Source organism: Rhodococcus rhodochrous (assembly GCF_900187265.1).
Classification (GTDB): domain Bacteria; phylum Actinomycetota; class Actinomycetes; order Mycobacteriales; family Mycobacteriaceae; genus Rhodococcus; species Rhodococcus rhodochrous.
In genome coordinates this window covers 2,338,909-2,364,390 of record NZ_LT906450.1, presented here as the reverse complement: position 1 = coordinate 2,364,390, position 25,482 = coordinate 2,338,909, and the positions used below count along the sequence as shown (strand labels likewise).

Annotated in this window: 24 protein-coding genes; 3 read left to right on the top strand and 21 right to left on the bottom strand. The window is 69.7% G+C overall.

Going from position 1 to position 25,482, the window contains the following annotated elements; all coding sequences use genetic code 11:
- Positions 1–19: 19 nt before the first annotated feature.
- The 3 genes from CKW34_RS10825 to CKW34_RS10815 all read right to left on the bottom strand — a co-directional run bounded on the left by CKW34_RS10825 (position 20) and on the right by CKW34_RS10815 (position 3,636).
- Positions 20–1,501 (bottom strand): RsmB/NOP family class I SAM-dependent RNA methyltransferase, encoded by a 1,482-nt coding sequence (locus CKW34_RS10825; protein WP_059381372.1) that lies wholly within the window; start codon positions 1,499–1,501, stop codon positions 20–22.
- A complete protein-coding gene (fmt, locus tag CKW34_RS10820) occupies positions 1,498–2,421 on the bottom strand; it encodes a methionyl-tRNA formyltransferase (RefSeq protein WP_016691686.1) in 924 nt (307 codons plus the stop codon). The genes CKW34_RS10825 and fmt overlap by 4 nt, the downstream gene beginning before the upstream one ends.
- Before the next feature lie 183 nt (positions 2,422–2,604).
- The gene (locus CKW34_RS10815; protein ID WP_059381371.1) at positions 2,605–3,636 is read right to left on the bottom strand and encodes an esterase/lipase family protein; all 1,032 of its coding nucleotides are present in this window, start codon (positions 3,634–3,636) and stop codon (positions 2,605–2,607) included.
- A gap of 211 nt (positions 3,637–3,847) precedes the next feature.
- On the opposite strand from CKW34_RS10815, the gene CKW34_RS10810 reads away from it, so the two are divergent.
- On the top strand, positions 3,848–4,624 hold the full coding sequence (locus CKW34_RS10810) for a hemerythrin domain-containing protein (protein ID WP_231921873.1): 777 nt from the start codon (positions 3,848–3,850) through the stop codon (positions 4,622–4,624).
- A 39-nt stretch (positions 4,625–4,663) separates the two neighbouring features.
- Here CKW34_RS10810 and CKW34_RS10805 read toward each other — a convergent pair whose 3' ends face one another.
- The 16 genes from CKW34_RS10805 to CKW34_RS10730 form a co-directional block, all read right to left on the bottom strand.
- Positions 4,664–6,682 (bottom strand): primosomal protein N', encoded by a 2,019-nt coding sequence (locus tag CKW34_RS10805; RefSeq protein ID WP_059381370.1) that lies wholly within the window; start codon positions 6,680–6,682, stop codon positions 4,664–4,666.
- Positions 6,683–6,699: 17 nt separating this feature from the next.
- Complete coding sequence (gene metK / locus CKW34_RS10800; RefSeq protein WP_016691682.1) at positions 6,700–7,914, bottom strand: methionine adenosyltransferase; 1,215 nt, start codon at positions 7,912–7,914, stop codon at positions 6,700–6,702.
- A gap of 134 nt (positions 7,915–8,048) precedes the next feature.
- Entirely contained in the window at positions 8,049–9,332 is a 1,284-nt protein-coding gene (gene coaBC, locus CKW34_RS10795; protein WP_016691681.1) for a bifunctional phosphopantothenoylcysteine decarboxylase/phosphopantothenate--cysteine ligase CoaBC, read from the bottom strand.
- The gene (gene rpoZ, locus CKW34_RS10790; RefSeq protein ID WP_016691680.1) at positions 9,329–9,631 is read right to left on the bottom strand and encodes a DNA-directed RNA polymerase subunit omega; all 303 of its coding nucleotides are present in this window, start codon (positions 9,629–9,631) and stop codon (positions 9,329–9,331) included. Before rpoZ ends, coaBC begins: the two co-directional genes overlap by 4 nt.
- A gap of 75 nt (positions 9,632–9,706) precedes the next feature.
- A complete protein-coding gene (gene gmk / locus CKW34_RS10785) occupies positions 9,707–10,258 on the bottom strand; it encodes a guanylate kinase (RefSeq protein ID WP_016691679.1) in 552 nt (183 codons plus the stop codon).
- 65 nt (positions 10,259–10,323) lie between these two features.
- A complete protein-coding gene (mihF, locus tag CKW34_RS10780) occupies positions 10,324–10,644 on the bottom strand; it encodes an integration host factor, actinobacterial type (protein WP_006551450.1) in 321 nt (106 codons plus the stop codon).
- Positions 10,645–11,073: 429 nt separating this feature from the next.
- Positions 11,074–11,916 carry an orotidine-5'-phosphate decarboxylase gene (gene pyrF, locus CKW34_RS10775; protein ID WP_059381369.1) on the bottom strand — a complete coding sequence of 281 codons (843 nt, stop codon included), beginning with the start codon at positions 11,914–11,916 and terminating at the stop codon, positions 11,074–11,076.
- Positions 11,913–15,257: a carbamoyl-phosphate synthase large subunit gene (gene carB, locus CKW34_RS10770; RefSeq protein WP_059381368.1), complete on the bottom strand. Its 3,345-nt coding sequence runs from the start codon at positions 15,255–15,257 to the stop codon at positions 11,913–11,915. The genes pyrF and carB overlap by 4 nt, the downstream gene beginning before the upstream one ends.
- Complete coding sequence (carA, locus tag CKW34_RS10765) at positions 15,257–16,441, bottom strand: glutamine-hydrolyzing carbamoyl-phosphate synthase small subunit (RefSeq protein ID WP_033096601.1); 1,185 nt, start codon at positions 16,439–16,441, stop codon at positions 15,257–15,259. The genes carB and carA overlap by 1 nt, the downstream gene beginning before the upstream one ends.
- Before the next feature lie 117 nt (positions 16,442–16,558).
- A complete protein-coding gene (locus CKW34_RS10760) occupies positions 16,559–17,050 on the bottom strand; it encodes a PH-like domain-containing protein (RefSeq protein WP_059381367.1) in 492 nt (163 codons plus the stop codon).
- 8 nt (positions 17,051–17,058) lie between these two features.
- On the bottom strand, positions 17,059–18,372 hold the full coding sequence (locus CKW34_RS10755) for a dihydroorotase (RefSeq protein WP_059381504.1): 1,314 nt from the start codon (positions 18,370–18,372) through the stop codon (positions 17,059–17,061).
- A gap of 44 nt (positions 18,373–18,416) precedes the next feature.
- Positions 18,417–19,358, bottom strand: a complete 942-nt coding sequence (locus CKW34_RS10750) for an aspartate carbamoyltransferase catalytic subunit (RefSeq protein WP_016691672.1) — start codon at positions 19,356–19,358, stop codon at positions 18,417–18,419.
- The gene (pyrR, locus tag CKW34_RS10745; protein WP_024100783.1) at positions 19,355–19,972 is read right to left on the bottom strand and encodes a bifunctional pyr operon transcriptional regulator/uracil phosphoribosyltransferase PyrR; all 618 of its coding nucleotides are present in this window, start codon (positions 19,970–19,972) and stop codon (positions 19,355–19,357) included. The genes CKW34_RS10750 and pyrR overlap by 4 nt, the downstream gene beginning before the upstream one ends.
- 207 nt (positions 19,973–20,179) lie before the next feature.
- On the bottom strand, positions 20,180–20,689 hold the full coding sequence (gene nusB, locus CKW34_RS10740) for a transcription antitermination factor NusB (RefSeq protein ID WP_059381366.1): 510 nt from the start codon (positions 20,687–20,689) through the stop codon (positions 20,180–20,182).
- Entirely contained in the window at positions 20,690–21,253 is a 564-nt protein-coding gene (gene efp / locus CKW34_RS10735) for an elongation factor P (RefSeq protein WP_059381365.1), read from the bottom strand.
- A gap of 34 nt (positions 21,254–21,287) precedes the next feature.
- Positions 21,288–22,385, bottom strand: a complete 1,098-nt coding sequence (locus tag CKW34_RS10730; RefSeq protein WP_059381364.1) for a M24 family metallopeptidase — start codon at positions 22,383–22,385, stop codon at positions 21,288–21,290.
- A 75-nt stretch (positions 22,386–22,460) separates the two neighbouring features.
- Here CKW34_RS10730 and CKW34_RS10725 point away from each other — a divergent pair, with 75 nt between their 5' ends.
- On the top strand, positions 22,461–23,063 hold the full coding sequence (locus CKW34_RS10725) for a B-4DMT family transporter (protein ID WP_059381363.1): 603 nt from the start codon (positions 22,461–22,463) through the stop codon (positions 23,061–23,063).
- 117 nt (positions 23,064–23,180) lie between these two features.
- Positions 23,181–23,789, top strand: coding sequence for a TIGR03086 family metal-binding protein (locus CKW34_RS10720; protein WP_059381362.1), 609 nt, complete (start codon positions 23,181–23,183; stop codon positions 23,787–23,789).
- A gap of 19 nt (positions 23,790–23,808) precedes the next feature.
- Here the strand turns inward: CKW34_RS10720 and aroB are convergent, their stop codons facing one another.
- Positions 23,809–24,918, bottom strand: a complete 1,110-nt coding sequence (gene aroB / locus CKW34_RS10715; RefSeq protein ID WP_059381361.1) for a 3-dehydroquinate synthase — start codon at positions 24,916–24,918, stop codon at positions 23,809–23,811.
- Positions 24,915–25,481, bottom strand: a complete 567-nt coding sequence (locus tag CKW34_RS10710; protein ID WP_016691666.1) for a shikimate kinase — start codon at positions 25,479–25,481, stop codon at positions 24,915–24,917. The genes aroB and CKW34_RS10710 overlap by 4 nt, the downstream gene beginning before the upstream one ends.
- Position 25,482: the final 1 nt, after the last annotated feature.

Here is a 25,482-nt window from a genome sequence, read left to right as displayed (position 1 = left end):
GGAGCGCGGCACCTCGCGGTCAGCGCTCCGGTTTACGCAGCGCGGCCATGAACATGGCGTCGGTGCCGTGGCGGTGCGGCCAGAGCTGGACTCCCGGCCCCTCCCCGACCCGCGGCACGCCGGGGACGAGTTCGCGGGTGTCGAGCTGTTCGACACCGTGGCGGCGCACCGCGTCGGACACCACGGCGACCGTCTCCGAGACGTGCGGTGAGCACGTCGAGTAGAGCACCACACCACCGGGACGCAGCAGTCCGATCGCCGATGCGAGCAGTTCCTTCTGCAAGCGCACGAGTTCGGCGACGTCGCCGGGTTGCCGGCGCCACCGCGCCTCGGGACGCCGACGCAATGCGCCGAGTCCCGTGCAGGGCGCGTCCACGAGGATCCGGTCGTAGCCCGGTTCGAGTCCGGGCTCGCGTCCATCGGCGACGTGCACGGTCACCGGTAGGTCGCGAGCGGTCTTTCGGACCAGCTCCGCGCGATGTTCGACCGGTTCGACCGCGTCGACGGCGAACCCGTCGATCGCGGCGATGGCGCCGAGCAGTGCCGCCTTTCCACCCGGTCCCGCGCACAGGTCGAGCCAGCGGCCCCGGTCCTCGCCGACGAGGGGTGCGAGCGTGAGGGCCCGTGCGACGAGCTGGCTGCCTTCGTCCTGCACTGCGGCCATGCCTTCCCGGACGGGTTCGAGGCGGCCGGGGTCGCCGTGCTCGAGATGCACTGCATAGGGCGACCACGGTCCGATCTCGCCGCCGGTGACGAGCGCGAGTTCCTCCGCGGTGATGACCCCGGGGCGGGCGACGAGGTGGACGATCGGGCGCGCGTCGTCGGCCGCGAGGACGTCGGCGAGTTCGGAGGCATCCGATCCGAGCGCGTGCGCGAACGCCTGCGCGATCCACAGAGGGTGGGCGTACCGGAAGGCCAGGTGACCCACCGGATCGCGGTCCGCGTCGGGGGCGAGCAGCGTGATCCACTCCTCCTCCGAACGCTCCCCCACACGACGGAGCACCGCGTTGACGAAACCTGCTCGGCCCGCTCCGAATTCGGCCCGGACGAGGTCGACGCTCGTGGCGACGGCGGCGTGCGGGGCGACGCGCGTGCGCAGCAACTGGTAGGCACCCAGACGCAGCACGTCGAGCAGCGCACCGTCGATCTCGTCGACGGGACGGTTCGCGGCGTCGGCGATCACGGCGTCCAACAGACCCCGTGCACGGGCCGCGCCGTAGGTGAGTTCGGTGGCCAGGGCAGCGTCGCGCGCGTCGAGATGCCGCTCCCGGAGCAGCGACGGGAGAACGAGATTGGCGTAGGCGTCCCGTTCGCGCACCGCGCGCAGCACGTCCCGCGCGGCGACGCGTGCGGGGTCGGCGGATGGCTTCGACGGCCGTCGGGTGTGCTCGGACGCCGGGTTGCGGTTCGGCTTCCCTCCGCCGTTGCGTCCACCGCGGCCTGCCGGGTTCCGTCCCCCGGGATTGCGCTTGCCCCGCGGGGGCCTGCCGGATTCGCTCATCGCGCACGCACCTTCGGGTCGAGACGGGCGCCGCGCGCCCAGTCCGTGGCTGCCATCGCCTTCTTCCCGGGTGGTTGCACCGTCCCGAGCCGGACGGCAGTCGTGGCGGTACCGACGAGCACACCGTCCTTGCGGATGTCGAGCTCACCGGGTTCGAGGGTCTCGTCGGTCACTGTCACGGGGCCGATCTTCACGCGCAGGTCGCCGATCATCGTCCACGCCCCCGGAGCGGGGGTGACGGCGCGGATCCGGCGGTCGATGACGTGTGCGGGGAGGGTCCACTGCACCTGGGCGGCCTCGACGGTGACCTTGGGCGCGTGCGAGACACCGTCGGCCGGCTGCGGTGCGGGTGTGAGGATGCCGTCCTCGAGGCCGTCGAGGGTGGATTCGAGCAGTGTCGCACCGGCCTCGGCGAGGCGGCCGAGCAGGTCGCCGGCGGTGTCGGTGGGACGGATCGTCTCGGTGACGACGCCGTAGACCGGACCGGTGTCGAGTCCGGCCTCGAGCCGGAAGGTGCTCGCTCCGCTGATCTCGTCACCGGCGGCGATCGCCGCTTGGACAGGCGCCGCGCCGCGCCAGGCGGGCAGCAGCGAGAAGTGGAGGTTCACCCATCCGTGCGTGGGGATGTCCAGGACGTCCTGCGGGATCAGGGCGCCGTAGGCCACCACGGGGCAGCAGTCGGGTGCGAGTTCGGTCAGCCGCGCGACGAACTCGGGGTCGCGCGGCGAGCGCGGCGTGAGGACCTCGATGCCGTGTTCGTCGGCGATCTGCCCCACGGCCGATCGCACGACCTTCCGGCCGCGACCGGCGGTGGTGTCGGGGCGGGTGACCACCGCGACGACCTCGTGGCGCGACGACTCGATGAGGCGGAGCAGCGACGGGACGGCGGGTTCCGGCGTTCCCGCGAAGACCACGCGCATGTCAGAGCACCGCCGGGCAGGAAGTGGGGTGCGCTGCGTGTGGACTGTGCGGGGATGTCACGGATGCTGCTCCAGTTTTCGACGGCGATGACCTCTCACAGTCTAGGGAGTCGACGTCGTGCGACCTGCATCACCGCGCCGAGCGGTCACCTCACGGAGGTCGGTACCCGAGCAGCGGGGAGCTCAGGTGTTGGACTGCAGGATCAGTTCCGGGATGCCGGTGCCGAGCGCGACGGAGGTGCACTCACCGATCGCGTACCCGTCGGGATCGAGCGCGTGCCGCGCGAGCTGCAGCGAGAACGGGTCGTAGACCATGTTGAAGTGGCCTGTCAGATCCTGGGGGCACAGCTCCTGGATCACGTGGTTGACGGCGCCCTCGCCGTGGAGAGCTACGTTGCCGGCAGGCTGGATGACCTCGTCGACCTCGCTACCGATGGTCGTGTAGCGCACACCGGGCACGGTGTCGGTCGGGGTGTTGAGTTCGGTGAGCAGTTCCGACCCCTGAAGCTGTTGTACGAGGGCGACGGAGAACTCGCCCTCGACGATGTCGGTCGCTCCTGGCAGCGCGGCGAAGGCGGCCCCGATGCCGTAGAAGGTGCCTCCGTAGCTCGGCGACGCGATTCCCACCCACCGGTCGACGACCTCGGAACCCCCGAGCTCGTTGATGTAGTAGCGGGCCACGGTGGCCCCCTGCGAGTAGCCGACGACGTCGACCTGCTCCGCACCGGTGACGTCGAGAACCTCGGTGACGAACGCACCGAACTGTGCTGCGGAGACCCGGATGTCGCCCGTGCCGTAGTCCTCGGCGCCGTCGGCGAACCCGTAGTTCAGGGCGAACACACACCAGCCGGACGCCGCGAGCAACGGTGAGAGAGCAGCGAAGTCGGAATAGGCATTGGAATCGGTACCGTGCGCGAGCACCACCGGGCGGGGGTGTTCCTCGGACGGCACACACGCGAAGTCGTTGCTGCCTGCGGGCGCGACATCGGGGTTGTTCTCGGCGTATTCGGCCGCCTCGGCGTGCCCGGTGGCCACCGGTCCCGCCGGGACGGGCACTCTGCTGAACGACCCCTCCCCGAGACCGAGGATCGGTCCGTCGTCGGTCGGGAGCGGCTGTGCCGCCGCTGCACCCGCAGTCAGTACCGCTGCACCCGCAGTCAGCATCGCGACGACACACGCGCCGACGACCCTACCGACACTTCGCCCGGCACCCATTCGTCCGTCCTCTCCTCCTGTGCCTCCCCGGCACCTACGGAAGAGATCGGTCACAATCAGCAGCCCCGTTACTGTGACAAATAATATCTCCGGCAACGCGTGTCGCTGTCGTCCGTGCACAGGACAGCGTCCGTCGACCCTTGCGCTCGGTCCACGCCGGATCGACACTGGGAACAGCCTCCGTCGACGGAAACTCCACGGTGCGAACACGGTGTCCCCCATCGTCCTCGCAGATCCCGACCTGCGCTTCGCAGGTCTCGTTGCTCATCGATCCACCGGAGTCGTCATGATCACCGATCCCGACGGGCCCGCCGATACCCGCATCATGGGAATCGTGCACTCCGCCCTACGCCGCGACCTCCTCCGCATCGAGGTCGCCACCTCGACGAAGACATGGCAGGAGACCCACCGAGTGGCGCTCGCCGACCACGTGCTGTGGATGATGGATTTCCTCCACCATCACCACGAGTCCGAGGACCGCTGGCTCTATCCGCGCGTCGTGCAGTGCAATCCCGACACGGCGCCGCTCGTGGAGAGGATGAACGCCGACCACCGCACCATCGAACCTGCGATCGCCACCGTCGAGGAGGCCGCCCGCGATTTCCGCGCCGACCGTCCCGGTTCCGGGGAGGCACTCCGCGCGGCGCTGTCCCGCCTGTCCGAGGTCCTGCTCCCCCATCTCGAGCGCGAGGAGCGGGAGATGATGCCGCTGGTCTCGAGGAGCATCACCGATGCGCAGTGGCGTGCGTGGGACGAGGAGTTCAACATCGAGCCGAAGAGCATGCAGCAGCTCGGCAAGGAAGGGAACTGGTTGATCGACGGTCTCGACGACTCCTCGCGCGATCACGTCGTGCATCTCGTGCCGCCCGTACCGCGCTTCGTCCTGCTGCACGTCCTCGGCATACGACACCGCCACGACTTCGCGGCGCTGTGGAAGGGCACGGACGCGGCATCGATTCCGTCGCAACCGATTCCGAAAGCGGCCTAGTCGGGCGGCGGCAATCCGCGACCGCTCGTCGCAGCCGGTTCAGCCGATACGCGGCGGATCGACCTGGACCCGCAGCGGCCCGTCCGCACGGCGCGCCGTGCGGGTGGCCTGCGCGTCGCGCAGGGCTCGACCGAGTGCGCGACCGCGCTCGCGTGCGACCCGCACGATCATCCGGTGCACGTCCTCCGGTTCGGGCCCCTCGGACCCGAACGGCAGCCGTTGCCCCGGTGGTAGTGGCACGGGGCCGAGCACCTCTGCTCCCTCGGGCAGGTGTGTGGCCTCGAGCAGTTCGGCGACGGCCGCGGACGACCCGTCGATCGCGGCCATGTGGACCGCGGGCGGGAAACCGACCTCGGCGCGTTCGGAGACCTCGGACTGCGCGTGCCCCACGGGATCCCAGCGCACGAGTGCCTGCACGGTGGGGATACCGGAATCGGCGACGACCACGACCTGTCCCCCGTCGGCGAACGACCGTACGAGCGCCGACGCCGTGAGCCAACGTCGCATCGTCTCCTCGGTGGCACGCAAGTCGGCCCGGCCGAGCAACGCCCACCCGTCCAGGAGCAGCGCCGCTCCGTAACCGCCGTCGGCGACGGGTTCGGCCCCCACGGTGGAGACGACGAGCGACGCCGAGCCGGGCACGGTGTGCTTGACGTCGTTGCCGCCGGAGGTCACGACGGACACACCGGGGAAGGCGCGGCCCAGCTCCTCGGCGGTGCGGGTCGCCCCCACCACCACGGCCCGCAACGAACGCGCGCCGCACGCGTGGCAACGGTGACGCGCATCGGCGACACCGCACCACCGGCAGGCGGGGATCGCGGCACCGTCGGGGCCGGCCGCCGTGGGCAGTGCGAGCGGTCCATTGCAGTGCCGGCAGCGGGCGGGTGCCCGGCACTTTCCACATGCCAGCGCGGGCACATATCCGCGTCGCGGTACCTGCACGAGCACCGGGCGGTCGGCGGCGAGGGCGGAGCGGGCAGCGGCGAACGCGATGGCAGGCAGTCGCGCGGCACGCGCGGCCGGATCCCGTGCGAGTGCGTGGTCGCTGTCGGCGAGGGCCGTGACCTTCGGCGCGCACGCCCGTACGACGTCGCGGGGTGCCACGAGATCGTGTGCCCAGCCGGCGTCGACGAGTGCCTGGGTCTCGGCGGTGCGGGCGTGCCCGGCGATGACGATGGCGGCGCCCACGGCGTGGGCGCGCAGAGCAGCCACTTCGCGGGCGTGCGGATACGGCGACCGAGGTTCGCAGTGCAGGTCGTCGCCGTCGTCCCACACCACGAGGAGCCCGAGCTCGGGCGTCGGGGCGAAGACCGCAGCCCGCGTTCCGACGACGATGCGGGCGGATCCACGCAGCGCCGCGAGCCAACGTCGATAACGTTCGGCCGGTCCGAGGCCGGCGGCGAGGCCGACGACGTGATCGGCGCCGGCGACGTCGGCGCACGCCGTCACGAGACGGTCGAGGTCGCGCTGGTCGGGAACGACCAGCACGGCCGCCTTCCCCGAGGCGAGGGTCAGCGCGGCGAGTTCGGCGAGCCGTCGGGGCCAGTCCTCACCGGGCAGCGCCTGCCAGGCCGCGCGCGGGGCGCGGCCGCCGCCGAGCGCTTCGAGGAAGTTCTCGCCGTGCCGGTACCGACTCCATGCCGCGTGCTCGATCTCCGGGACAGGCGGAGTTTCCGGTGTACGCGGCGCCTCGGCTTCGACGCGTGCGTGTCGCGGAGGTACCGCCAGACGCAGCACGTCGGCCCGGGTCCCGGCATAGCGGGTCGCGACTTCCTCTGCCAGAGCAGCGATCTCGGGGGTGAGGACCTGCTCGGACGAGACGACCCGGTCGAGCCGGCCGAGCTTGCCGGTGTGATCGCTCGTCGCGGCGCGCGCGAGCAGGAAACCGTCGACGAGACGTCCGGCGAAGCGGACGCGGACGCGGACGCCCGGGCGGGCGTCCGCGTCCAGGTCGCGCGGGATCAGGTAGTCGAACTCCCGGTCGAGGTGCGGAACCGGTAGCAGCGGGAGAACCCGCGCGACCGGATCGACCTCGGCGGCGTCGAAATCAGCAGCCACCCGGGCCCGATCGGAATCTACAGACCGGCGGCCGCGCGCAGCTTGTCGGCGCGGTCGGTGTTCTCCCACGGCAGGTCGATGTCGGTACGGCCGAAGTGGCCGTACGCAGCGGTCTGCGCGTAGATCGGGCGCAGCAGGTCGAGGTCGCGGATGATCGCGCCCGGACGCAGGTCGAAGACCTCGCCGATGGCCTGCTGGATGCGGGCCGGGTCGGTCTTCTCGGTGCCGAAGGTCTCCACGAACAGACCCACCGGAGCCGCCTTGCCGATCGCGTAGGCGACCTGCACCTCGATGCGGTCGGCGAGACCGGCGGCCACGGCGGTCTTGGCGACCCAGCGCATCGCGTAGGCGGCCGAACGGTCGACCTTCGACGGATCCTTGCCGGAGAACGCGCCACCACCGTGACGGGCCATGCCGCCGTAGGTGTCGACGATGATCTTGCGGCCGGTGAGGCCGGCATCGCCCATCGGGCCGCCGAGGACGAACGATCCGGACGGGTTGACCAGCAGACGCACGTCGGCCGTGTCGAGATCGGCCAGATTCGGGTCGGCGAGCACCGCGTCGACGACGTGGGTGCGCAGGTCCGGCGTGAGCAGGTTGTTCAGATCGATGTCGGCAGCGTGCTGCGTGGAGATGACGATCGTGTCGAGGCGGACGGGCTTGTCGCCGTCGTACTCGATGGTGACCTGGGTCTTGCCGTCGGGACGCAGGTACGGCAGGACGCCCGACTTGCGAACCTCGGTGAGCCGGCGCGAGAGGCGATGCGCGAGGGAGATCGGCAGCGGCATGAGTTCGGGCGTGTCGGAGCACGCGTAGCCGAACATCAGACCCTGGTCGCCGGCGCCCTGGCGGGCGACCTCGTCGTCGGTGAGCACACCGCTGCGCGCCTCGTGGGAGACGTCGACGCCGCCGGCGATCTCGGGCGACTGCGCGCCGATCGCGATGTTGACACCGCAGGAGTTGCCGTCGAAGCCCTTCGACGACGAGTCGTAGCCGATCTCGAGCACCCGATCGCGGACGATCTTGGGGATGTCGGCGTACGCCGAGGTGGTGACCTCACCGACCACGTGCACCTGGCCCGTGGTGACGAGGGTTTCCACTGCTACCCGGGCACGAGGATCCTCGGTGAGGAGCGCGTCGAGAACCGAGTCGCTGATCGCGTCACAGATCTTGTCCGGATGCCCTTCGGTCACGGACTCACTGGTGAAAAGACGACCGCCGGTCTTGCTCACGAAACTCCCTCTCGACTGTGCGCCAGGCGCTGGACGGACAAACCGTATGGAGCATGCGCTCCCCGATCGGGCCGGAAGGACCCGATCGCAGTGCCGACGCTACTGCTCCGCAGGCGTCGGCGCGAGTATTGAAATCACCCGATTCTGCTGCGTTCCGCCAGCAGAGGTCCCAGCGCGTCGAGCACGCGGCTGGCCATGAGGGCCTTCGACCCGTGGGCGAGGGCGGTTTCCGAACCGTCCGCGGACAGCAACCAGCCGTTGTTGTCGTCGACCTCGAACGCCTTGCCTTCACCGACGGCGTTGACGACGAGCAGATCGCATCCCTTGCGGGCGAGCTTCTCGCGGGCGTAGGTGAGCACGTCGCCGTGTTCGTCGCCGGTCTCCGCTGCGAACCCGACGATGACCGTCTCGGCGGACAGGCCGCCTTCGGCACGTGCCCGGACGAGACCGGCGAGGATGTCGTCGTTCTTCGTCAGCGCGATGGAGTCGGGTTCACCCTCGCCCTTCTTGATCTTGCTGGTCGCGAAGGTGGAGGGCCGGAAATCGGCGACGGCCGCGGACATGATGACCGCGTCGGCCCCCGAGGCGTGCTTGGCGACGGCGTCCTGCATCTGCGCGGCCGTCTGGACCCGCACGACGTCGACCGCGGCCGGGTCGTCGAGACCCGCGATGCTGCCGGCGACGAGCGTGACGTCGGCGCCGCGCTGCGCGGCGAGACGGGCGAGCGCGTAACCCTGCTTGCCGGACGACCGGTTGCCGAGGAAGCGCACCGGGTCGAGGGGCTCACGGGTACCGCCGGCGGAGACGACGATGCGGCGACCGGCGAGGTCGCGGGGCAGCGCGTCGGCCCGCTCGAGCAGCAGCGAGGCCAGATTGAAGATCTCGTCGGGTTCGGGCATGCGCCCGGCACCGGTGTCCTTGCCCGTCAGCCGACCGGAGGCCGGTTCGACGACCACGGCACCGCGGCGGCGCAGCGTCGCGACGTTGTCGACGGTCGCGGGATGCTCCCACATCTCGGTGTGCATCGCGGGCACGAACATCACGGGGCACCGCGCGGTGAGCAGGGTGGCCGTGAGCAGGTCGTCGGCGCGACCCGCGACCGCCCGCGCCATGAGGTCGGCGGTGGCCGGAGCGATGACGACGAGGTCGGCCTCCTGCCCGAGCCGGACGTGCTGCACCTGCGGCACCTCGGCGAACACACCGGTCTGCACGGGATTGCCGGAGAGCGCCTCGAAGGTGGCGCGCCCGACGAATTCGAGGGCGGACTCCGTCGGGACGACCCGCACGTGGTGCCCGCTCTCGGTGAAGGCACGGATCAGTGCGCAGGACTTGTAGGCGGCGATGCCACCGGCGACACCGACGACGATGCGGCGGCGCTGCACGGATCCGGCCTCGCCGCTCGAAGCGGGGTTGCTCACTCGCCTTCGGTGTGCTCGAGCAGATCCGAGTGGATCTCGCGCATGGCGATCGACAGCGGCTTCTCCTGCAGACCCGGCTCCACGAGGGGGCCGACGTATTCGAGGATGCCGTCGCCGAGCTGGTTGTAGTAGTCGTTGATCTGGCGTGCCCGCTTGGCGGCGTAGATCACCAGCGCGTACTTCGAGGAGGCGCGCTCGAGCAGCTCGTCGATAGGCGGGTTGGTGATACCCGTGGGGGTGTCGTAGACCGGAAGGGTGTTGCCCTCGAGGTCGGTCGCGGCTGCCTGGATGCTGCTCACTCGGTGTTCTCCTGAGATGTCGCGGGATGGGAGGGCGCCGGAACCGGCAGCCGGACGCGCTCGAGGCGCGGACGGTCAGTCGGCTCCGGGTCCAACCAACAAGGATACCAATTCATCGCAGGCCCGGTCGACATCGTCGTTGACGATCACGACGTCGAACTCGTCCTGCGCGGCCAGTTCGCTGCGGGCGGTATCGAGCCTGCGAGCGACGACCTCGTCGGTTTCGGTGCCTCGGCCGGTGAGGCGCTCGACGAGCACCTCCCAACTGGGCGGGGCGAGAAAGGCGAGGACTGCGTCCTGCATCGCGGCACGGACGGCCCGCGCTCCCGCGAGGTCGACCTCCACGAGCACCGGATGCCCCTCGGCGAGTGCGTCGAGCACCGGCTTGGCCGGAGTGCCCGATCGTTGCAGGCCGCCGTGGATGTCGGCCCATTCGAGCAGTTCACCGGCTTCGATCATCCGGTCGAACTCGGCGCGGCCGACGAAGTGGTAGTCCACCCCGTCCACCTCGCCCGGTCGCGGGTCCCGGGTGGTGGCCGAGACACTGAAGTGCAGATCCGGGATCCGGCTCCGCAGAAGGCGTACGACGGTCGACTTACCCACCGCGGAGGGTCCGGCCAGTACCACCAGCCGGCCCCTCCGCGTTGCGGGTGCGCTGTCCGTCACAGGTCGTGCGTCAGCTACCACGGTGCTCAGGCGTCGAAATCGAACCTGGCGAGCAGGGCCTTGCGCTGACGGTCGCCGAGGCCGCGCAGACGGCGGGTCGGGGCGATCTCCAGCTCGGTCATGATTTCCTGCGCCTTGACCTTGCCGACCTTCGGCAGGGCCTCGAGCAGAGCCGAGACCTTCATCTTGCCGAGGATCTCGTCGTTCTCGGCGTCCTTGAGCACCTGCTTGAGGTCGGTGCCGCCGCGCTTGAGGCGCTCCTTGAGCTCAGCCCGGGCACGACGGGCAGCAGCCGCCTTCTCCAGAGCAGCGGCGCGCTGCTCATCGGTCAGCTGGGGAAGGGCCACGGTTCCTCCGTCTCATCGTTGGCTTTCGAGTCTTCACCGCTGTAACCAGCGGCGATAGCGACCGTACTCACGACTACCGACGAATGCGAACCCACCCCCGGCGATCCGCTCGAAAATCCGTGCGGTAGTGCACGCCGTTTCCGCAGTGGATCTCGTGCCCTCCACCACGCGTCCGGACACCGCCACGAACTGCCGGAACAGCGAGAACCCGCAGGTCACCGGGCATCTGCCGCGGCGGAGGAGGTTGCATCGGATGGGGCGGCTCCCCATCTGGCCGACCCGCTGTTCCGGCACCCGGGCGGGTCGAGAAATTTTTCTTCCCATTCCGCGTGTCGCGTCACTCCGAGCGCAGGTCAGAGTGCATACGAGCGGGATGTACGACTCGTGCCCGGACCGCACGTGGCGATCCGGGCACGAGAGTCGAACGTCTCAGTTCATCAGGAAGGCGAAGCCGTCCAGGGTGCGGGCGACGGCGGCCCGCAGGTCGGCGACGGACGGGCCGGCGCGCAGCACGTCACGTGAGACGTTGGGCACGACCGCCCGCAGGTGGTCACCTGCGAGTCGTCGCACGTCGTCGGCAGTACCGCCCTGGGCCCCCACTCCGGGCATCAGGATGGGCCCGTGGAGGTCGGAGAGGTCGGGTGCCTCGGTGAGGGTCGCACCGACCACCACACCCACGGAGCCGAGTTCTGCGGCCCCGACCGTGCGGGCAGCGCTGTTGCGGGCAGCGCACTCGTCCACCACGACCTGCGCGACGGTGCGCCCGTCGTCGAGCCGTGCGCGCTGGAACTGGGCGCCCTCGGGATTGGAGGTCGCCGCGAGCACGAACACCCCGCGGCCCGTTCCGGCAGCCAGATCGAGCGCCGGGGCGAGCGAACCGAACCCCAGGTACGGGGAGACGGTCACCGCGTCCGAACGCAGCGCAGAGCCGTCCGACAGCCAGGTGCGCGCGTAGGCGTCCATCGTGGAGCCGATGTCGCCGCGCTTGGCGTCGGCGAGGACGAGCGCCCCCGCCTCCCCCAGGTCGGCGATGGTGCGTTCGAGCACGGCGAGACCGGCGGAACCGTACGCCTCGAAGAACGCCACCTGCGGCTTGACGACCGCGACGGTGTCGCCGAAGGCCTCGACGCACAGTTCGCTGAACCGGGCCAGGCCGTCGGCGTCGTCGTCGAGCCCCCACGCGGTGAGGAGCCCCGGGTGCGGGTCGATGCCCACGCACAGCGGCCCGCGGCGCCCGAGGGCGTCCGCGAGTCGCTGCCCGAAGGGCGTCACGCCTGTTCGGCGGGCACGCCGCGCAGCCGCGCGTGCATCCGCTGGATCGAGCTGACTCCGATCTCACCGCGCAGCGCCGCCTCGATACCCTGCACGGCCGCGGAGGCACCCTGCACCGTGGTGATGCACGGGATGTTCGCGGCGACCGCCGCGCTGCGGATCTCGTAACCATCCACGCGCGGACCGGCGTTGCCCCAGGGGGTGTTGATGACCATGTCCACGTCGCCGGCGCGGATGCGGTCGACGACGTCGAGCGCGCCTTCCGGCTTGTCCTCACCGGAGACCTTGTGGACCTGCTCGCACGGAACACCGTTGCGGCGCAGCACCTCTGCGGTTCCCACGGTGGCCATGATGTGGAATCCCAGGTCGGCGAGGTGCTTGACCGGGAAGATCATCGACCGCTTGTCCTTGTTCGCGAGCGAGACGAAGACCGTGCCCGAGGTCGGCAGGGAGCCGTAGGCGGCGGTCTGGCTCTTCGCGAACGCGGTTCCGAAGTCGTCATCGAGGCCCATGACCTCACCGGTGGACTTCATCTCCGGGCTGAGCAGGGTGTCGATACCCGTGCCGTCGGCACGCCGGAACCGGTTGAAGGGCAGCACCGCTTCCTTCACCGCGACCGGTGCATCGAGCGGGATGTCGCTGCCGTCGCCCTCGGCGGGGAGGATGCCGACGGCACGCAGTTCGGCGATGGACTCGCCGAGCATCACCCGGGCGCAGGCCTTGGCGAGCTGCACCGCGGTGGCCTTGGACACGAACGGCACCGTGCGGGAGGCACGGGGGTTCGCCTCGAGGACGTACAGGATGTCGTCCTTGAGCGCGTACTGGACGTTGAGCAGGCCCTTGACGCCGATGCCCTTCGCGAGCGCCGCCGTCGAGCGGCGCACGTTCTCGATGTCGGAGCGGCCCAGGGTGATCGGCGGCAGCGCACAGGCCGAGTCGCCGGAGTGGATACCCGCCTCCTCGATGTGCTCCATGATCCCGCCGATGTACACGTCGGTGCCGTCGCACAGCGCGTCGACGTCGATCTCGACGGCGTCGTCGAGGAAGCGGTCGACGAGCACGGGGCGGTCGTCGGAGATCTCGGTCGCGTTGGAGATGTAGGTCTCGAGCGCCTTCTCGTCGTAGACGATCTCCATGCCGCGACCACCGAGCACGTACGACGGGCGCACCAGCACCGGGTATCCGATGCCGGCGGCGATCTCGCGCGCACCCTCGAAGGTGGTGGCCGTACCGTACTTCGCGGCCGGCAGGTCGGCCTCGTCGAGCACGCGACCGAACTCGCCGCGGTCCTCCGCGAGGTCGATGGCCTCGGGCGAGGTACCGACGATCGGCACCCCGGCGGCCTTCAGGCGACGCGCCAGGCCGAGCGGGGTCTGGCCGCCCAGCTGGACGATGACGCCGGCGACGGTGCCGGACTCGCACTCGGCGCGGTAGACCTCGAGGACGTCCTCGAAGGTCAGCGGCTCGAAGTACAGGCGATCGGCGGTGTCGTAGTCGGTCGAGACCGTCTCGGGGTTGCAGTTGACCATCACGGTCTCGTAGCCGGCCTCGGACAGCGTCAGCGCGGCGTGCACGCACGAGTAGTCGAACTCGATGCCCTGGCCGATGCGGTTCGGGCCGGAGCCGAGGATGAGCACCTTCGGCTTGTCACGCTGCTCCGCGACCTCGGTCTCGGCCGCGGGATCGAGTTCGTAGGTCGAGTAGTGGTACGGCGTCTTGGCCTCGAACTCGGCGGCGCAGGTGTCCACGGTCTTGTAGACCGGGTGGATCCCCAGCTCCTGACGCAGGGCGCGCACCTCGTCCTCGGAGGCGAACTGTGCCGGGCGCAGGGCCGCGATCTGCCGGTCGGAGAAGCCGTGGTGCTTCGCGTAGCGCAGCTCGGTGGCACCGAACTGCTCTGCGTTGCGGACGTCCTGGCCCAGCTCGACGATGTGCGCGAACTGCTCGAGGAACCACGGGTCGATCTTCGTGGCGTCGAAGAGCTGCTCGACGGTCGCACCGAGCTCCAAGGCCCGGGCGATCCGGTAGAACCGGCCGTCCGTGGGGGTGCGGATCTCCTCGAGGATCTCGTCGAGGGTGCCCTCGACCTCGGGGCCCGTCCAGAAGCCGGCGGACTTCGTCTCGAGCGAGCGCAGCACCTTGCCGAAGGCCTCGGAGAAGTTGCGGCCGATCGACATGGCCTCACCGACCGACTTCATGGTGGTGGTGAGGGTGCCGTCGGCGCCGGGGAACTTCTCGAAGGCGAACCGTGGGGCCTTGACCACGACGTAGTCGAGGCTCGGTTCGAAGCAGGCCGGGGTCTCCTTGGTGATGTCGTTGACGATCTCGTCGAGCGTGTAGCCGATGGCGAGCTTGGCGGCCATCTTCGCGATCGGGTAGCCGGTGGCCTTCGACGCGAGGGCCGACGACCGCGACACGCGCGGGTTCATCTCGATGACGACGAGCCGGCCGTCGCGCGGATCCATCGCGAACTGGATGTTGCAGCCGCCGGTGTCGACACCGACCTCGCGCAGGATGGCGATCGAGAGGTCGCGCATCTTCTGGTACTCGCGGTCGGTGAGCGTCATCGCGGGAGCGACAGTCACCGAGTCGCCGGTGTGCACACCGACCGGGTCGACGTTCTCGATCGAGCAGACGATGACGACGTTGTCGGCGCCGTCGCGCATGAGCTCGAGCTCGTATTCCTTCCAGCCGAGGATGGACTCCTCGATGAGCACGTTCGCGGTGGGCGAGGCCGCGAGGCCGCCACCGGCGATGCGCTCGAGGTCGGCATCGTCGTAGGCCATGCCGGAGCCGAGGCCACCCATCGTGAAGGAGGGGCGCACGACGACCGGGAAGCCGAGTTCGGCGACGGTCGCGCGGACCTCGTCCATCGTGTAGCAGACGGCCGAGCGGGCGGACTCGCCGCCGCACTTGGCGACGATGTCCTTGAACTTCTGCCGATCCTCGCCGCGCTGGATCGCGTCGAAGTCGGCGCCGATGAGTTCGACGTCGTACTTGTCGAGGATGCCGCGCTCGGACAGGGCGACGGCGGTGTTGAGGGCGGTCTGGCCGCCGAGGGTCGCGAGCACCGCGTCGATCGGGGTGCCGTTGGCCTGCTCGGTCGCGATGACCTTCTCGACGTAGTCGGCGGTGATCGGCTCGATGTAGGTCGAGTCGGCGAACTCGGGGTCGGTCATGATCGTGGCCGGGTTCGAGTTGACCAGGGAGACGCGCAGGCCCTCCTCGCGGAGCACCCGGCACGCCTGGGTGCCCGAGTAGTCGAACTCGCAGGCCTGTCCGATGACGATCGGGCCGGACCCGATGACCAGGACGTGGGAGAGGTCGGTACGGCGTGGCATCAGTTCTTCTCTCCCTCGAGCATGCGGGTGAAACGATCGAACAGGTAGGCGGCGTCGTGCGGTCCGGCCGCCGCTTCGGGGTGGTACTGCACGGAGAAGGCACGGCCGTCGAGGAGCTTGACGCCCTCGACCGCACCGTCGTTGGCGCAGGTGTGGCTGACGACCGCGCGACCGAACGGGGTGTCGAACTCCTGGCCGGCCTCCCCTTCGAGCGCGAACCCGTGGTTCTGCGCGGTGATCGCGATGCGGCCGGTCTCGTGCTCGACCACCGGGATGTTGATGCCGCGGTGACCGAACTTCATCTTGTAGGTGCCCAGGCCGAGCGCGCGGCCGAGGATCTGGTTGCCGAAGCAGATGCCGAACAGGGGCAGTCCCTGGCCGAGCACCTCCTTGGTCAGGTGCACTGCGCCGTCGGCGGTCGCCGGGTCGCCCGGGCCGTTGGACAGGAAGACGCCGTCGGCCTTCAGGTCGAGGATGTCGTGCAGCGTCGCGGTGGACGGCAGCACGTGCACCCGGATGCCGCGCTGGGCGAACATGCGCGGGGTGTTGGTCTTGATGCCGAGGTCGATGGCCGCGACGGTGAAGCGCGCGTCCCCGTCGGTCGGTTCGACGACGTAACCGGAGGTGGTGCTCACCTCGCCGGCGAGGTCGGCGCCGAGCATCGAGGGCTGGCTCTTCACCCGGTCGAGCAGGACGTCGATGTCGAGGTCGTCACCCTTCCAGGCGAGGGCGTCGCCGGAGAAGATGCCGGCGCGCATCGAACCGCGGGTGCGCAGGTGCCGCACGAGTGCGCGGGTGTCGATACCCGCGAGACCCACGATGTTCTGCCGCTCGAGTTCGTCCTGCAGCGAGCCGGTGGCGCGCCAGCTCGACACGCGACGCGAGGGGTCGCGGACGATGAAGCCGGCCACCCAGATCTTGGACTCGGTGTGGTCGCCGGTGGGGCCGACGGACTCGTTGTCCTCGTGGTTCCAGCCGGTGTTGCCGATCTGCGGGGCCGTGGCCACCACGATCTGCCGGTGGTAGCTGGGGTCGGTGAGGGTCTCCTGGTAGCCGGTCATGCCCGTGCTGAAGACGGCCTCGCCGAGAGTTTGTCCGACCGCTCCGAAGGGGATGCCGCGGAAGACCCGTCCGTCCTCGAGGACCAGCACAGCCGTGCCGCCGCCGAATGTTCTGCCGCTCATGCGTTGTCTCCGTTCTTATCGACCGCACCAGAGCCGGCCGCACGGGCTGAGATCTCGCGTGTCGTGATCGTCGTGTTGTTCGTCGTGATCGTCATCGTCGTTGTGATCGTCACCGTCTCAAGATTTTTCGTCCGACCCGTTCGTCCAGAGCGGGTAGATCGACTTGTCGTCCCCGCGGAAGCCGGTGTCGACCTCCGTTCCCGAGGGCAGCTGCCAGCGGATGACCAGCACCCCGTCCTTGGACATGACCTTGCCCGCCAGACCGCGTTCGGTGCGGATCGCGCGGATCGAGTCCTGCGGGATCCAGATCGGGGACGCACCGTCGCGTTCGAGCAGGGCACCGGATCGGTATCGGGTCAGTTCCGCGTTGGCGCGGTGCCCGAGATCGCCGACCGCGATGCGGTCCTGCCAACTCGGCGCGAGCGTGCTGCCGACGTACAGACCGGTGGTCGGTTCGACGAGCCGCTCCCCCAGCTCAGCCGGCACGGTCGGCAGTTCGCCGACCGCGTCCTGCTGACGTCGGGCACGTCCCTTCCAGCCCTTCCACATCAGCAGCACGAGCACGACCCAGAGCGCGAGGAAACCGACGGTGATGAAGAAGCGATCCATGTCGGTTCCTACCTTTCGGTCGAGCGCGGGAACACCGCACCGTCGCGGGCGGTGATCCGCCCACGCAACACGGTGGTGGTGACCCGGCCCGGCAGGGTCATGTCCTCGTAGGGCGTGTTGTGGGAGATGCTTGCGAGGTCGGGGCCGTGCACCGTCCACTCGGTATCCGGGTCGACGAGCACGATGTTCGCGGGTTCGCCCACCTCGAGGGGCCGGCCCTGATCGTCGAGGCCCACGATCTCCGCGGGACGCTCGCTCATGACCTTCGCGACGCCGCGCCAGTCCAGCAGGCCCGGCCGGACCATCGTCTCGATCACGACGGACAACGCCGTCTCGAGCCCGAGCATTCCCGGACGTGCCTGCGAGAACTCGCAGCACTTGTCCTGTTCGGCGTGCGGGGCGTGGTCGGTGGCCACACAGTCGATGGTCCCGTCCGCGAGGCCGCGGCGCAGCGCTTCGACGTCGGATCGCTCGCGCAGCGGCGGATTGACCCGGTTGATGCCGTCGTAACTCTCGAGACGCGAGTCGTCGAGGAGCAGGTGGTGCGGCGTGACCTCGGCGCTGATCGAGATGCCCTGCGAGCGTGCCCACCGGACGAGCTCGACGGTGCCGGCCGTCGACGCGTGGCAGATGTGCACACGGGCTCCGGCGTCGCGGGCGAGCAACGCGTCGCGGGCGACGATGGACTCCTCGGCGGCGCGGGGCCAGCCGGTGAGGCCGAGACGTGCCGCGTTCGGACCCTCGTGCGCGACGGCACCGACGGTCAGCCGCGGTTCCTCGGCGTGCTGGGCGATGAGCACCCCGAGCGAGGCGGAGTACTCGAGCGCGCGGCGCATGAGCAACGGGTCGTAGACGCACTTGCCGTCGTCGGAGAACATCCGCACGCCACCGACACCGGCGGCCATCGTGCCCATCTCGGCGAGCTGCTTGCCTTCGAGTCCGACGGTGACGGCGCCCACGGGGTGAACGTCGACGAGCCCGACCTCGCGGCCGCGGCGCCACACGTGATCGGTGACGACCACCGAGTCGGCGACCGGATCGGTGTTGGCCATCGCGAAGACCGCGGTGTATCCGCCGCGCGCCGCAGCGGCCGAGCCCGAGTCGACGGTCTCGGTGTCCTCGCGGCCCGGTTCGCGCAGGTGCGTGTGCAGGTCGACGAAGCCCGGGAGCACGATCTGCCCGGTGCCGTCGACGATCTCTGCGTCGGTGTCGGCCTCGAGGTCGGTGCCGATCGCGAGGATCTGCTCGTCGCCGAGCAGCACGTCGACCGGGTCGCCTTCGCCGTAGAGGCGGACGTTGCGGATGAGCACCTGCGGCGTCACCTGTGTCACTCCTGTTCCTGTGTCTCCCGGGTGGGAAGTGTGGGTCACGACAGGTTCCCTTCCGTGCCGACGAGCAGGCGGAAGAGCACCGCCATCCGCACGTGGACACCGTTGCTCACCTGCTGCAGCACAGCGCTCTGCGGGGCGTCGGCGACGGGGAAGCCGATCTCCATGCCGCGGAGCATCGGGCCGGGATGCAGGATCACCGCGTGCTCCGGCAGCAACGCCGCGCGCTTGGCGTTGAGTCCGTATCGGATCGAGTACTCGCGGGCGGACGGGAAGAACCCGCCGTTCATGCGCTCGGCCTGCACGCGCAGCATCATGACCGCGTCGAGAGTGGGAAGTTCGGCTTCGAGCGAATCGGCGACCGTCACCGGCCAGGTCTCCACCCCCACCGGCAGCAGGGTGCGGGGAGCGACGAGCACGACCTCGGCGCCGAGCATGCTCAGCAGCAGCGCGTTCGATCGCGCGACGCGGCTGTGCAGCACGTCGCCGACGATGCCGATCCGGCGGCCTTCGATCGAACCGAGACGCTGGCGCAGGGTGAGCGCGTCGAGCAACGCCTGGGTGGGATGTTCGTGGGTGCCGTCACCGGCGTTGACCACAGCCGGTCCGGAGCCGGATTCGTTGGTCCACTGGGCGATCCGGTGTGCGGCACCGGAAGCGGAGTGACGGACCACCAGTGCGTCGGCACCGGCGGCGTGCAGGGTCAGCGCGGTGTCGCGCAGCGATTCGCCCTTCTTCACCGACGAACTGGACGCCGAGACGTTGATGACGTCGGCGCTCATCCACTTGCCGGCGACCTCGAAGGACACACGGGTACGGGTGGAGTTCTCGTAGAAGACGGTCATGATGGTGCGGCCGCGCAGCGTGGGGAGTTTGCGCACCTCACGCCCGAGCAGTGCCTGCTCGAACCGCTCGGCCTCGTCGAGAAGCCCCGTCGCGGAGTCCTTCGTCAGATCCGCGATGGTGAGCAGGTGTTTCACTGGGACTTGCCTCCGGAGATCTCGACGGCGTCGCGCCCGTCGTGTTCGGTCAGCAGTACGCGGACGTCCTCGCTGCGCGCGGTGGGCACGTTCTTGCCGACGTAGTCGGCCCGCAGCGGCAGTTCGCGGTGGCCGCGGTCGACGAGGACCGCGAGTTGCACCGCGCGGGGTCGTCCGAGATCGCGCAGGGCGTCGAGCGCGGCGCGGACGGAGCGTCCCGAGAACAGGACGTCGTCGACGAGGACGACGAGGGTGTTGTCGACGCCGCCCTCGGGCACCGAGGTGCGCTCCAGCGGGCGGTGCGGCTTCGTGCGGAGGTCGTCGCGATAGAGCGTGATGTCGAGCGAGCCGACCGGGACGCGGACACCGGCGAATTCCTCGATGCGGTCGGCGAGGCGCTGGGCGAGGGTGATCCCGCGGGTGGGGATGCCCAGGAGCACGACACGTGGTGCGTCCTCGGGGGTGTCGAGCGCGGTCTTCTCGATGATCTGGTGCGCGATGCGCGAGATCGTCCGGTGGACGTCGGCAGCGGAGAGCAGCTCACGCGCCGGCACGCCGGTACCGGAAGACGTAGTGGGGGTAGAAGCTGTGGACCCGTCCTCGGACACGGCCATGCAGCGACCTCCTTCTCCGCCTCACTGGACGGATCGTTAAAGGATGCCTGACGATTGTCGAGCCTATCAGCGTCGACGTCCGCCCCGGCACGGATGGCGGGTGAAGCGCAACACAGGCCCGAGAACGTGAGCGGGCCCGGCGGAAGTGTTCCCGCCGGGCCCGCTCACGGTGCCTCGTGTCGTCGCTCACCCGAAAGGGTGACGAATTCAGGACTCGTCGGAATCCTGATCCTGCGACTCCTGCGCCGGCCGGACGAGGGTGGCAGCGGCAGCTGCGCGCACCTGGTCGGCGACGGTGACGATCTGACCGAGCACCCCGTTGACGAAGGCCGGCGAATCGTCGGTGGACAGCTGCTTCGCCAGCTCGACCGCCTCGTCGACGGCCACCACGGGCGGCACGTCGGTGGCATGGAACAGCTCCCACACCGCGATGCGCAGGATCGCGCGGTCGACGGCGGGAAGACGGTCCAACGTCCATTCGTGCAGGTGATCGGCGATCACCCGATCGGTCTCGTCGAGATTGTCGGCGACACCGCGGATGATGGTCTGCGCGTATGCCGGCACCGGCGCGACCTGGTCGTCGTCGATCGCGAGTTCGACGCGATCGGCGGCGAGGTCGACGGGATGCACGTCGCGGGCCTCCGCCTCGAAGAGCAGATCCACGGCCCGCTTGCGGGCCTTGTGGCGGGCCCCGAGCTTCTTCTGGTTACCGGACACTCAGGAATTCACTCGCCCGAGGTAGCTGCCGTCGCGGGAATCGACCTTGAGCTTGTCGCCGGTGTTGATGAACAGCGGGACCTGGATCTCGGCGCCGGTCTCGAGGGTCGCGGGCTTGGTGCCGCCGGTGGAGCGGTCGCCCTGCAGGCCCGGATCGGTGTGCTGGACGACGAGCTCGACCGTGACCGGGAGCTCGACGAACAGCGGGACGTCCTCGTGCGTGGCGACCTGCACGGGCATGTTCTCGAGCAGGAACTTGGCGCTGTCGCCGAGCAGCTCGGGCGAGATGGTGATCTGGTCGTAGGTCTCGCCGTCCATGAAGACGTAGTCGGTACCGTCGTTGTAGAGGTAGGTCATGTCGCGGCGATCGACGGTGGCGGTCTCGACCTTGACACCGGCATTCCAGGTCTTGTCGACGGTCTTGCCCGACGTCACATTCTTGAGCTTCGTGCGCACGAAAGCGGGGCCCTTGCCCGGCTTGACGTGCTGGAACTCGATGATCTGCCAGAGCTGTCCGTCGATTTTCAGAACGAGGCCGTTCTTGAAGTCACTGGTATCAGCCACTTGGTTCGTGTCTCCTAGGGTCGAGGAACCGCCCTCAAACGACGGTCAATGTCTTGTCGGTGAGCGTGAGCAACTCCGGAGTATGCTCCCGCACCACGAGCGTGTCTTCGATCCGCACGCCTCCGCGCCCCGAGAAGTACACACCCGGCTCGACGGTCACCGCCGCACCGGCGACAAGTGTACCGGTCGCCGCGGCACCGATTCCGGGCGCTTCGTGGATCTCGAGCCCGACTCCGTGGCCGAGCCCGTGCAGGAACAGGTCGGCGTAGCCGGCCTCGGCGATCACGGTGCGCGCGGCGGCGTCCACCGCGGCACAGTCGACACCGGGGGCGAGCGCCTCGCGTCCGGCCTGCTGCGCGCGCAGGACCAGTTCGTACAGCTCGCGCTGCCAGTCCGCGACCCGGCCCAGCACGTAGGTGCGCGTCATGTCGGAGTGGTAGCCGCCGATCTGCGCCCCGAAGTCGAGTTTCACGAAGTCGCCCTCGGCGAGGACCGCGCCGGTGGGGCGGTGGTGCGGGATCGCCGAATTGGCGCCGGCGGCGACGATCGTCTCGAAGGAGATGCCGTCGGCGCCGTGCTCGAACATGCGCCATTCGAGGTCGCGCGCGACCTCCTTCTCGGTTCGTCCCGGGCGCAGACCGCCCGCCGCGATCAGGTCCGCCAGTGCGCGATCGGCCGCACCGCACGCGTCGCGCAACAGGCCGATTTCGTGTTCGTCCTTCACGGCCCGCAACTGCTCGACGAGACCGGGAGCGGGAACGAAACGGACGGAGACGCCGAGTTCGTCCCACCGGGCCCGCTCGTCGACCGTGACGACGTGACTCTCGAATCCCCAACGCGCGGAGCCGGTTCCGAACTCGGTAATGAGGTGCGCGGCCGACGCCCGGGCGATCACCGCCCGCAGGTCGGGGACCTGCTCCCCCACCTGTGTGACGTAGCGGCCGTCGGTGCAGACGACGGTGCGCGTCTCGTTCTCGTCGTCCTCGGTGGAGACGATCAGCGCCGCGTTGGATCCGGTGAAGCCCGTGAGGTAGCGGATACCGGTCAGATCGGTCACCAGCAGCGCGTCGAGTTCGCGTTCGGCGAGCAGCGCACGCAGCGCGCGACGGCGGGAGGCGTGGTCGGCAGACATATCGCTCAACCTACCGCGATCGCGCCTGTGGGACGGGACACACTGTCGGCTTCGCCACCCGTTACGCTGAGGTACATGAAACCCTGGTTGCTCCGCGGACTCGGGCTCGCCCTGGTCCACGTGGTCGTGCGCGTCCTGCTCGGTGCCGCTCTCATCCAGTGGCCGTTGCAGGGATCGGTACTGCGCTGGCTGGGCTTCGCCGTCGTGGTCGTCGCAGCGTTCGTCTGGGCCGGCCTCGACGGCATCCGCGACCACCGCGCCCATCCCGACCCCGACGAGGGCGACGACCTGACGATGCGCTGGCTCGCCGCCGGTGCGGTCACCGGCCTCGTCGGAGGGGTCCTCACCTGGCTCGTCGACGCGATCACCCCGATTCCGGTGGGTGTGACGTCCCTGTTCTTCGAGATCACCTCCGGTGCCGCGTTCACCGTGCTCCTGGTGTTCCTGCCGGCGATGGCCGCAGTGACGCTGGGCCGGTTCTTCGCGCGCCGGAACGAGCGCAAGACCACCCGCGACGACGACTGGTCCGTCCACCGCGAGCACCACGCACCCGTAGGCGTCGGAGCGGCGGCACCCGAAGGTTCGGCGCCCGCGAACTCCGCGCAGCAGGCCGATCCCGCCTGGCGCAGCGACGACTCGCCCACCGAGGTGTTCCCGAAAATCGACCCGAAGCCGTGACACCACAGCAGTGACACCACAGCAGTGAGACCACCCGCCCCCGATACGTCGGGGGCGGGTGCTCAGTTTTCGGGACGGTGACGGTCGGTACAGATAGCCGACATCGAGGAGCTACCCATGACCGACACCACCGAGACGCTCGACCTGACTCCCGCGACCCGCCGCATGGAGCGCATCCTGGCGGGGATCGACGACGCACAGTTGTCGGGCCCCACGCCGTGTTCCGAGACCTCCGTCGGTGCGCTCGTCGACCATGTGCTCGGCCTGTCGCTCGCGTTCACGGCCGCGGCGCACAAGGACATCGGCCCGTACACCGACACTCCCCCGCAGCTCACGAGCGAACTGCCGCCGGACTGGCGGCAGCTCGTGCCCGACCGACTCGGCGACCTCCGCCGGGCGTGGAGCGATCCCTCGGCCTGGGAAGGCATGACGCGCGCGGGTGGCCTCGACCTGCCCGCGCCGGTCGCCGGACTCGTCACGCTCGACGAACTCGTCGTCCACGGCTGGGACCTCGCCGTGGCCACGGGACAGCAATATTCCTGCGAACCCGACGAGATCGCCGCGTGTACCGCCTTCGCGGAGAGCATCACCGAGGGGGAGCGCGTCGCCGACGGGGGTGGTCTGTTCGGTCCGGCCGTCCGAGTGGGCGACGACGCCCCGCCGCTGGAACGCCTGATCGGGCTCACCGGACGCGACCCGTCCTGGAGACCGCCCGCATCGAACTAGCGGTCGAGCCGGGCGACGGTCAGAGCAGGACGGTTCCCGCGTCGGCCTTGCCTTGACGCGCGACCTCGGAGTAGGCGGCCGCGAGCAGGGTCGGGTCGGGTCCTTCGAGCCTGCCGGGCTTCGCGAGCCCGTCGAGGACGACGAACCGGAGCATGCCGGCGCGGTTCTTCTTGTCGGTCTGCATGCCCTTGAGCAGATCGGAGAAGGCGTCGGGATCGTAGGTCGTGGGCAGGCCCACGGATTCGAGGATCGCGCGGTGCCGGTCGGCAGTGACGTCGTCGAGACGCCCGGCGAGCCGGCCGAGCTCGGCGGCGAAGACCAGGCCCACCGACACGGCGGCGCCATGGCGCCAGCGGTACCGCTCACGACGCTCGATGGCGTGGCCGAGGGTGTGACCGTAGTTGAGGATCTCGCGCAGACTCGACTCCTTGAGGTCGGCCGCGACCACCTTCGCCTTGACCTCTACCGATCGCCGGATCAGCTCGGGCAGCACCGACCCGGCGGGATCGAGCGCGGCCTCGGGGTTCTTTTCGATCAGGTCGAGGATCACCGGATCGGCGATGAAGCCGGTCTTGATCACCTCGGCGAGGCCGGCCACGATCTCGTTGCGCGGCACCGTCTCGAGGGTCGCGAGGTCGACGAAGACCGCGGAGGGCTCGTGGAAGGAACCGACGAGGTTCTTGCCCGCCTCGGTATTGATGCCGGTCTTGCCGCCCACGGCGGCGTCGACCATCGCCAGCAGCGTGGTGGGGATGTGGTAGACCCGCACACCACGCATCCACGTCGCGGCCACGAAGCCCGCGAGATCGGTGGCGGCACCGCCGCCGAGGCTGATGACGGCATCCGAGCGGGTCAGGCCGATGCGGCCGAGCACCTCCCAGCAGAATCCGGCGACGGCGAGTTCCTTACCGTCCTCGGCGTCGGGGATCTCGATGCGGTGGGCGTCGATGCCCGTCTCGGCGAGCGCCTCCCGCACGGCCTCGGCCGTCGCGGTGAGCGTCGGCTGGTGGAAGATCGCGACGGTCCGCGTGCCGGACAGTTCTTCGACGACGTCGCCGAGCAGTCCCCGGCCGATGATCACCGGATAGGGCTGGGCGGTCTCGACGTCGATGCGTACCGGTTCGGTCACGGTGTGGGGCTCCGATCCTCGCTGATGGTCTGGCTGGTCGCGGCGTCCGCCGCTTCGAGTTTGGCGAGCACCTGCTGGACGACCCGCCCGGGGCTGCGGCCGTCGGTGCGCACCCGGATGGTCGCCGCCTGCCGGTACAGCGGGCGGCGGCGACGCATGAGGTCGCGGTACTTCTGGGCCGGATCACCGCCGGCCAGCAACGGCCTGGTACCTGCTGCGCCGACCGCACCGGTGCGACGCAGTCCTTCCGCCACGCTGATCTCGAGGTACACGACGGTGTGTCCGGCCAGTCGCGCGCGGGTGCGCTCCGAGAGGATCGCTCCCCCTCCCAGGGACACCACACCGTCGTGGGTGTCGAGGGCCCGCGCGACGACCTCCTCCTCGATCTCCCGGAAGGCCGGTTCGCCGTCCTGGGAGAAGATCTCGGGGATGGTCCGGCCGGTCACACGCTCGATCTCGGCGTCGGTGTCGAGCAAGGGCAGCTCGAGTGCGTTCGCAACCCGACGACCGATCGTCGACTTGCCCGCTCCCGGCGGGCCGATGAGTACCAGGCGAGGCGACATG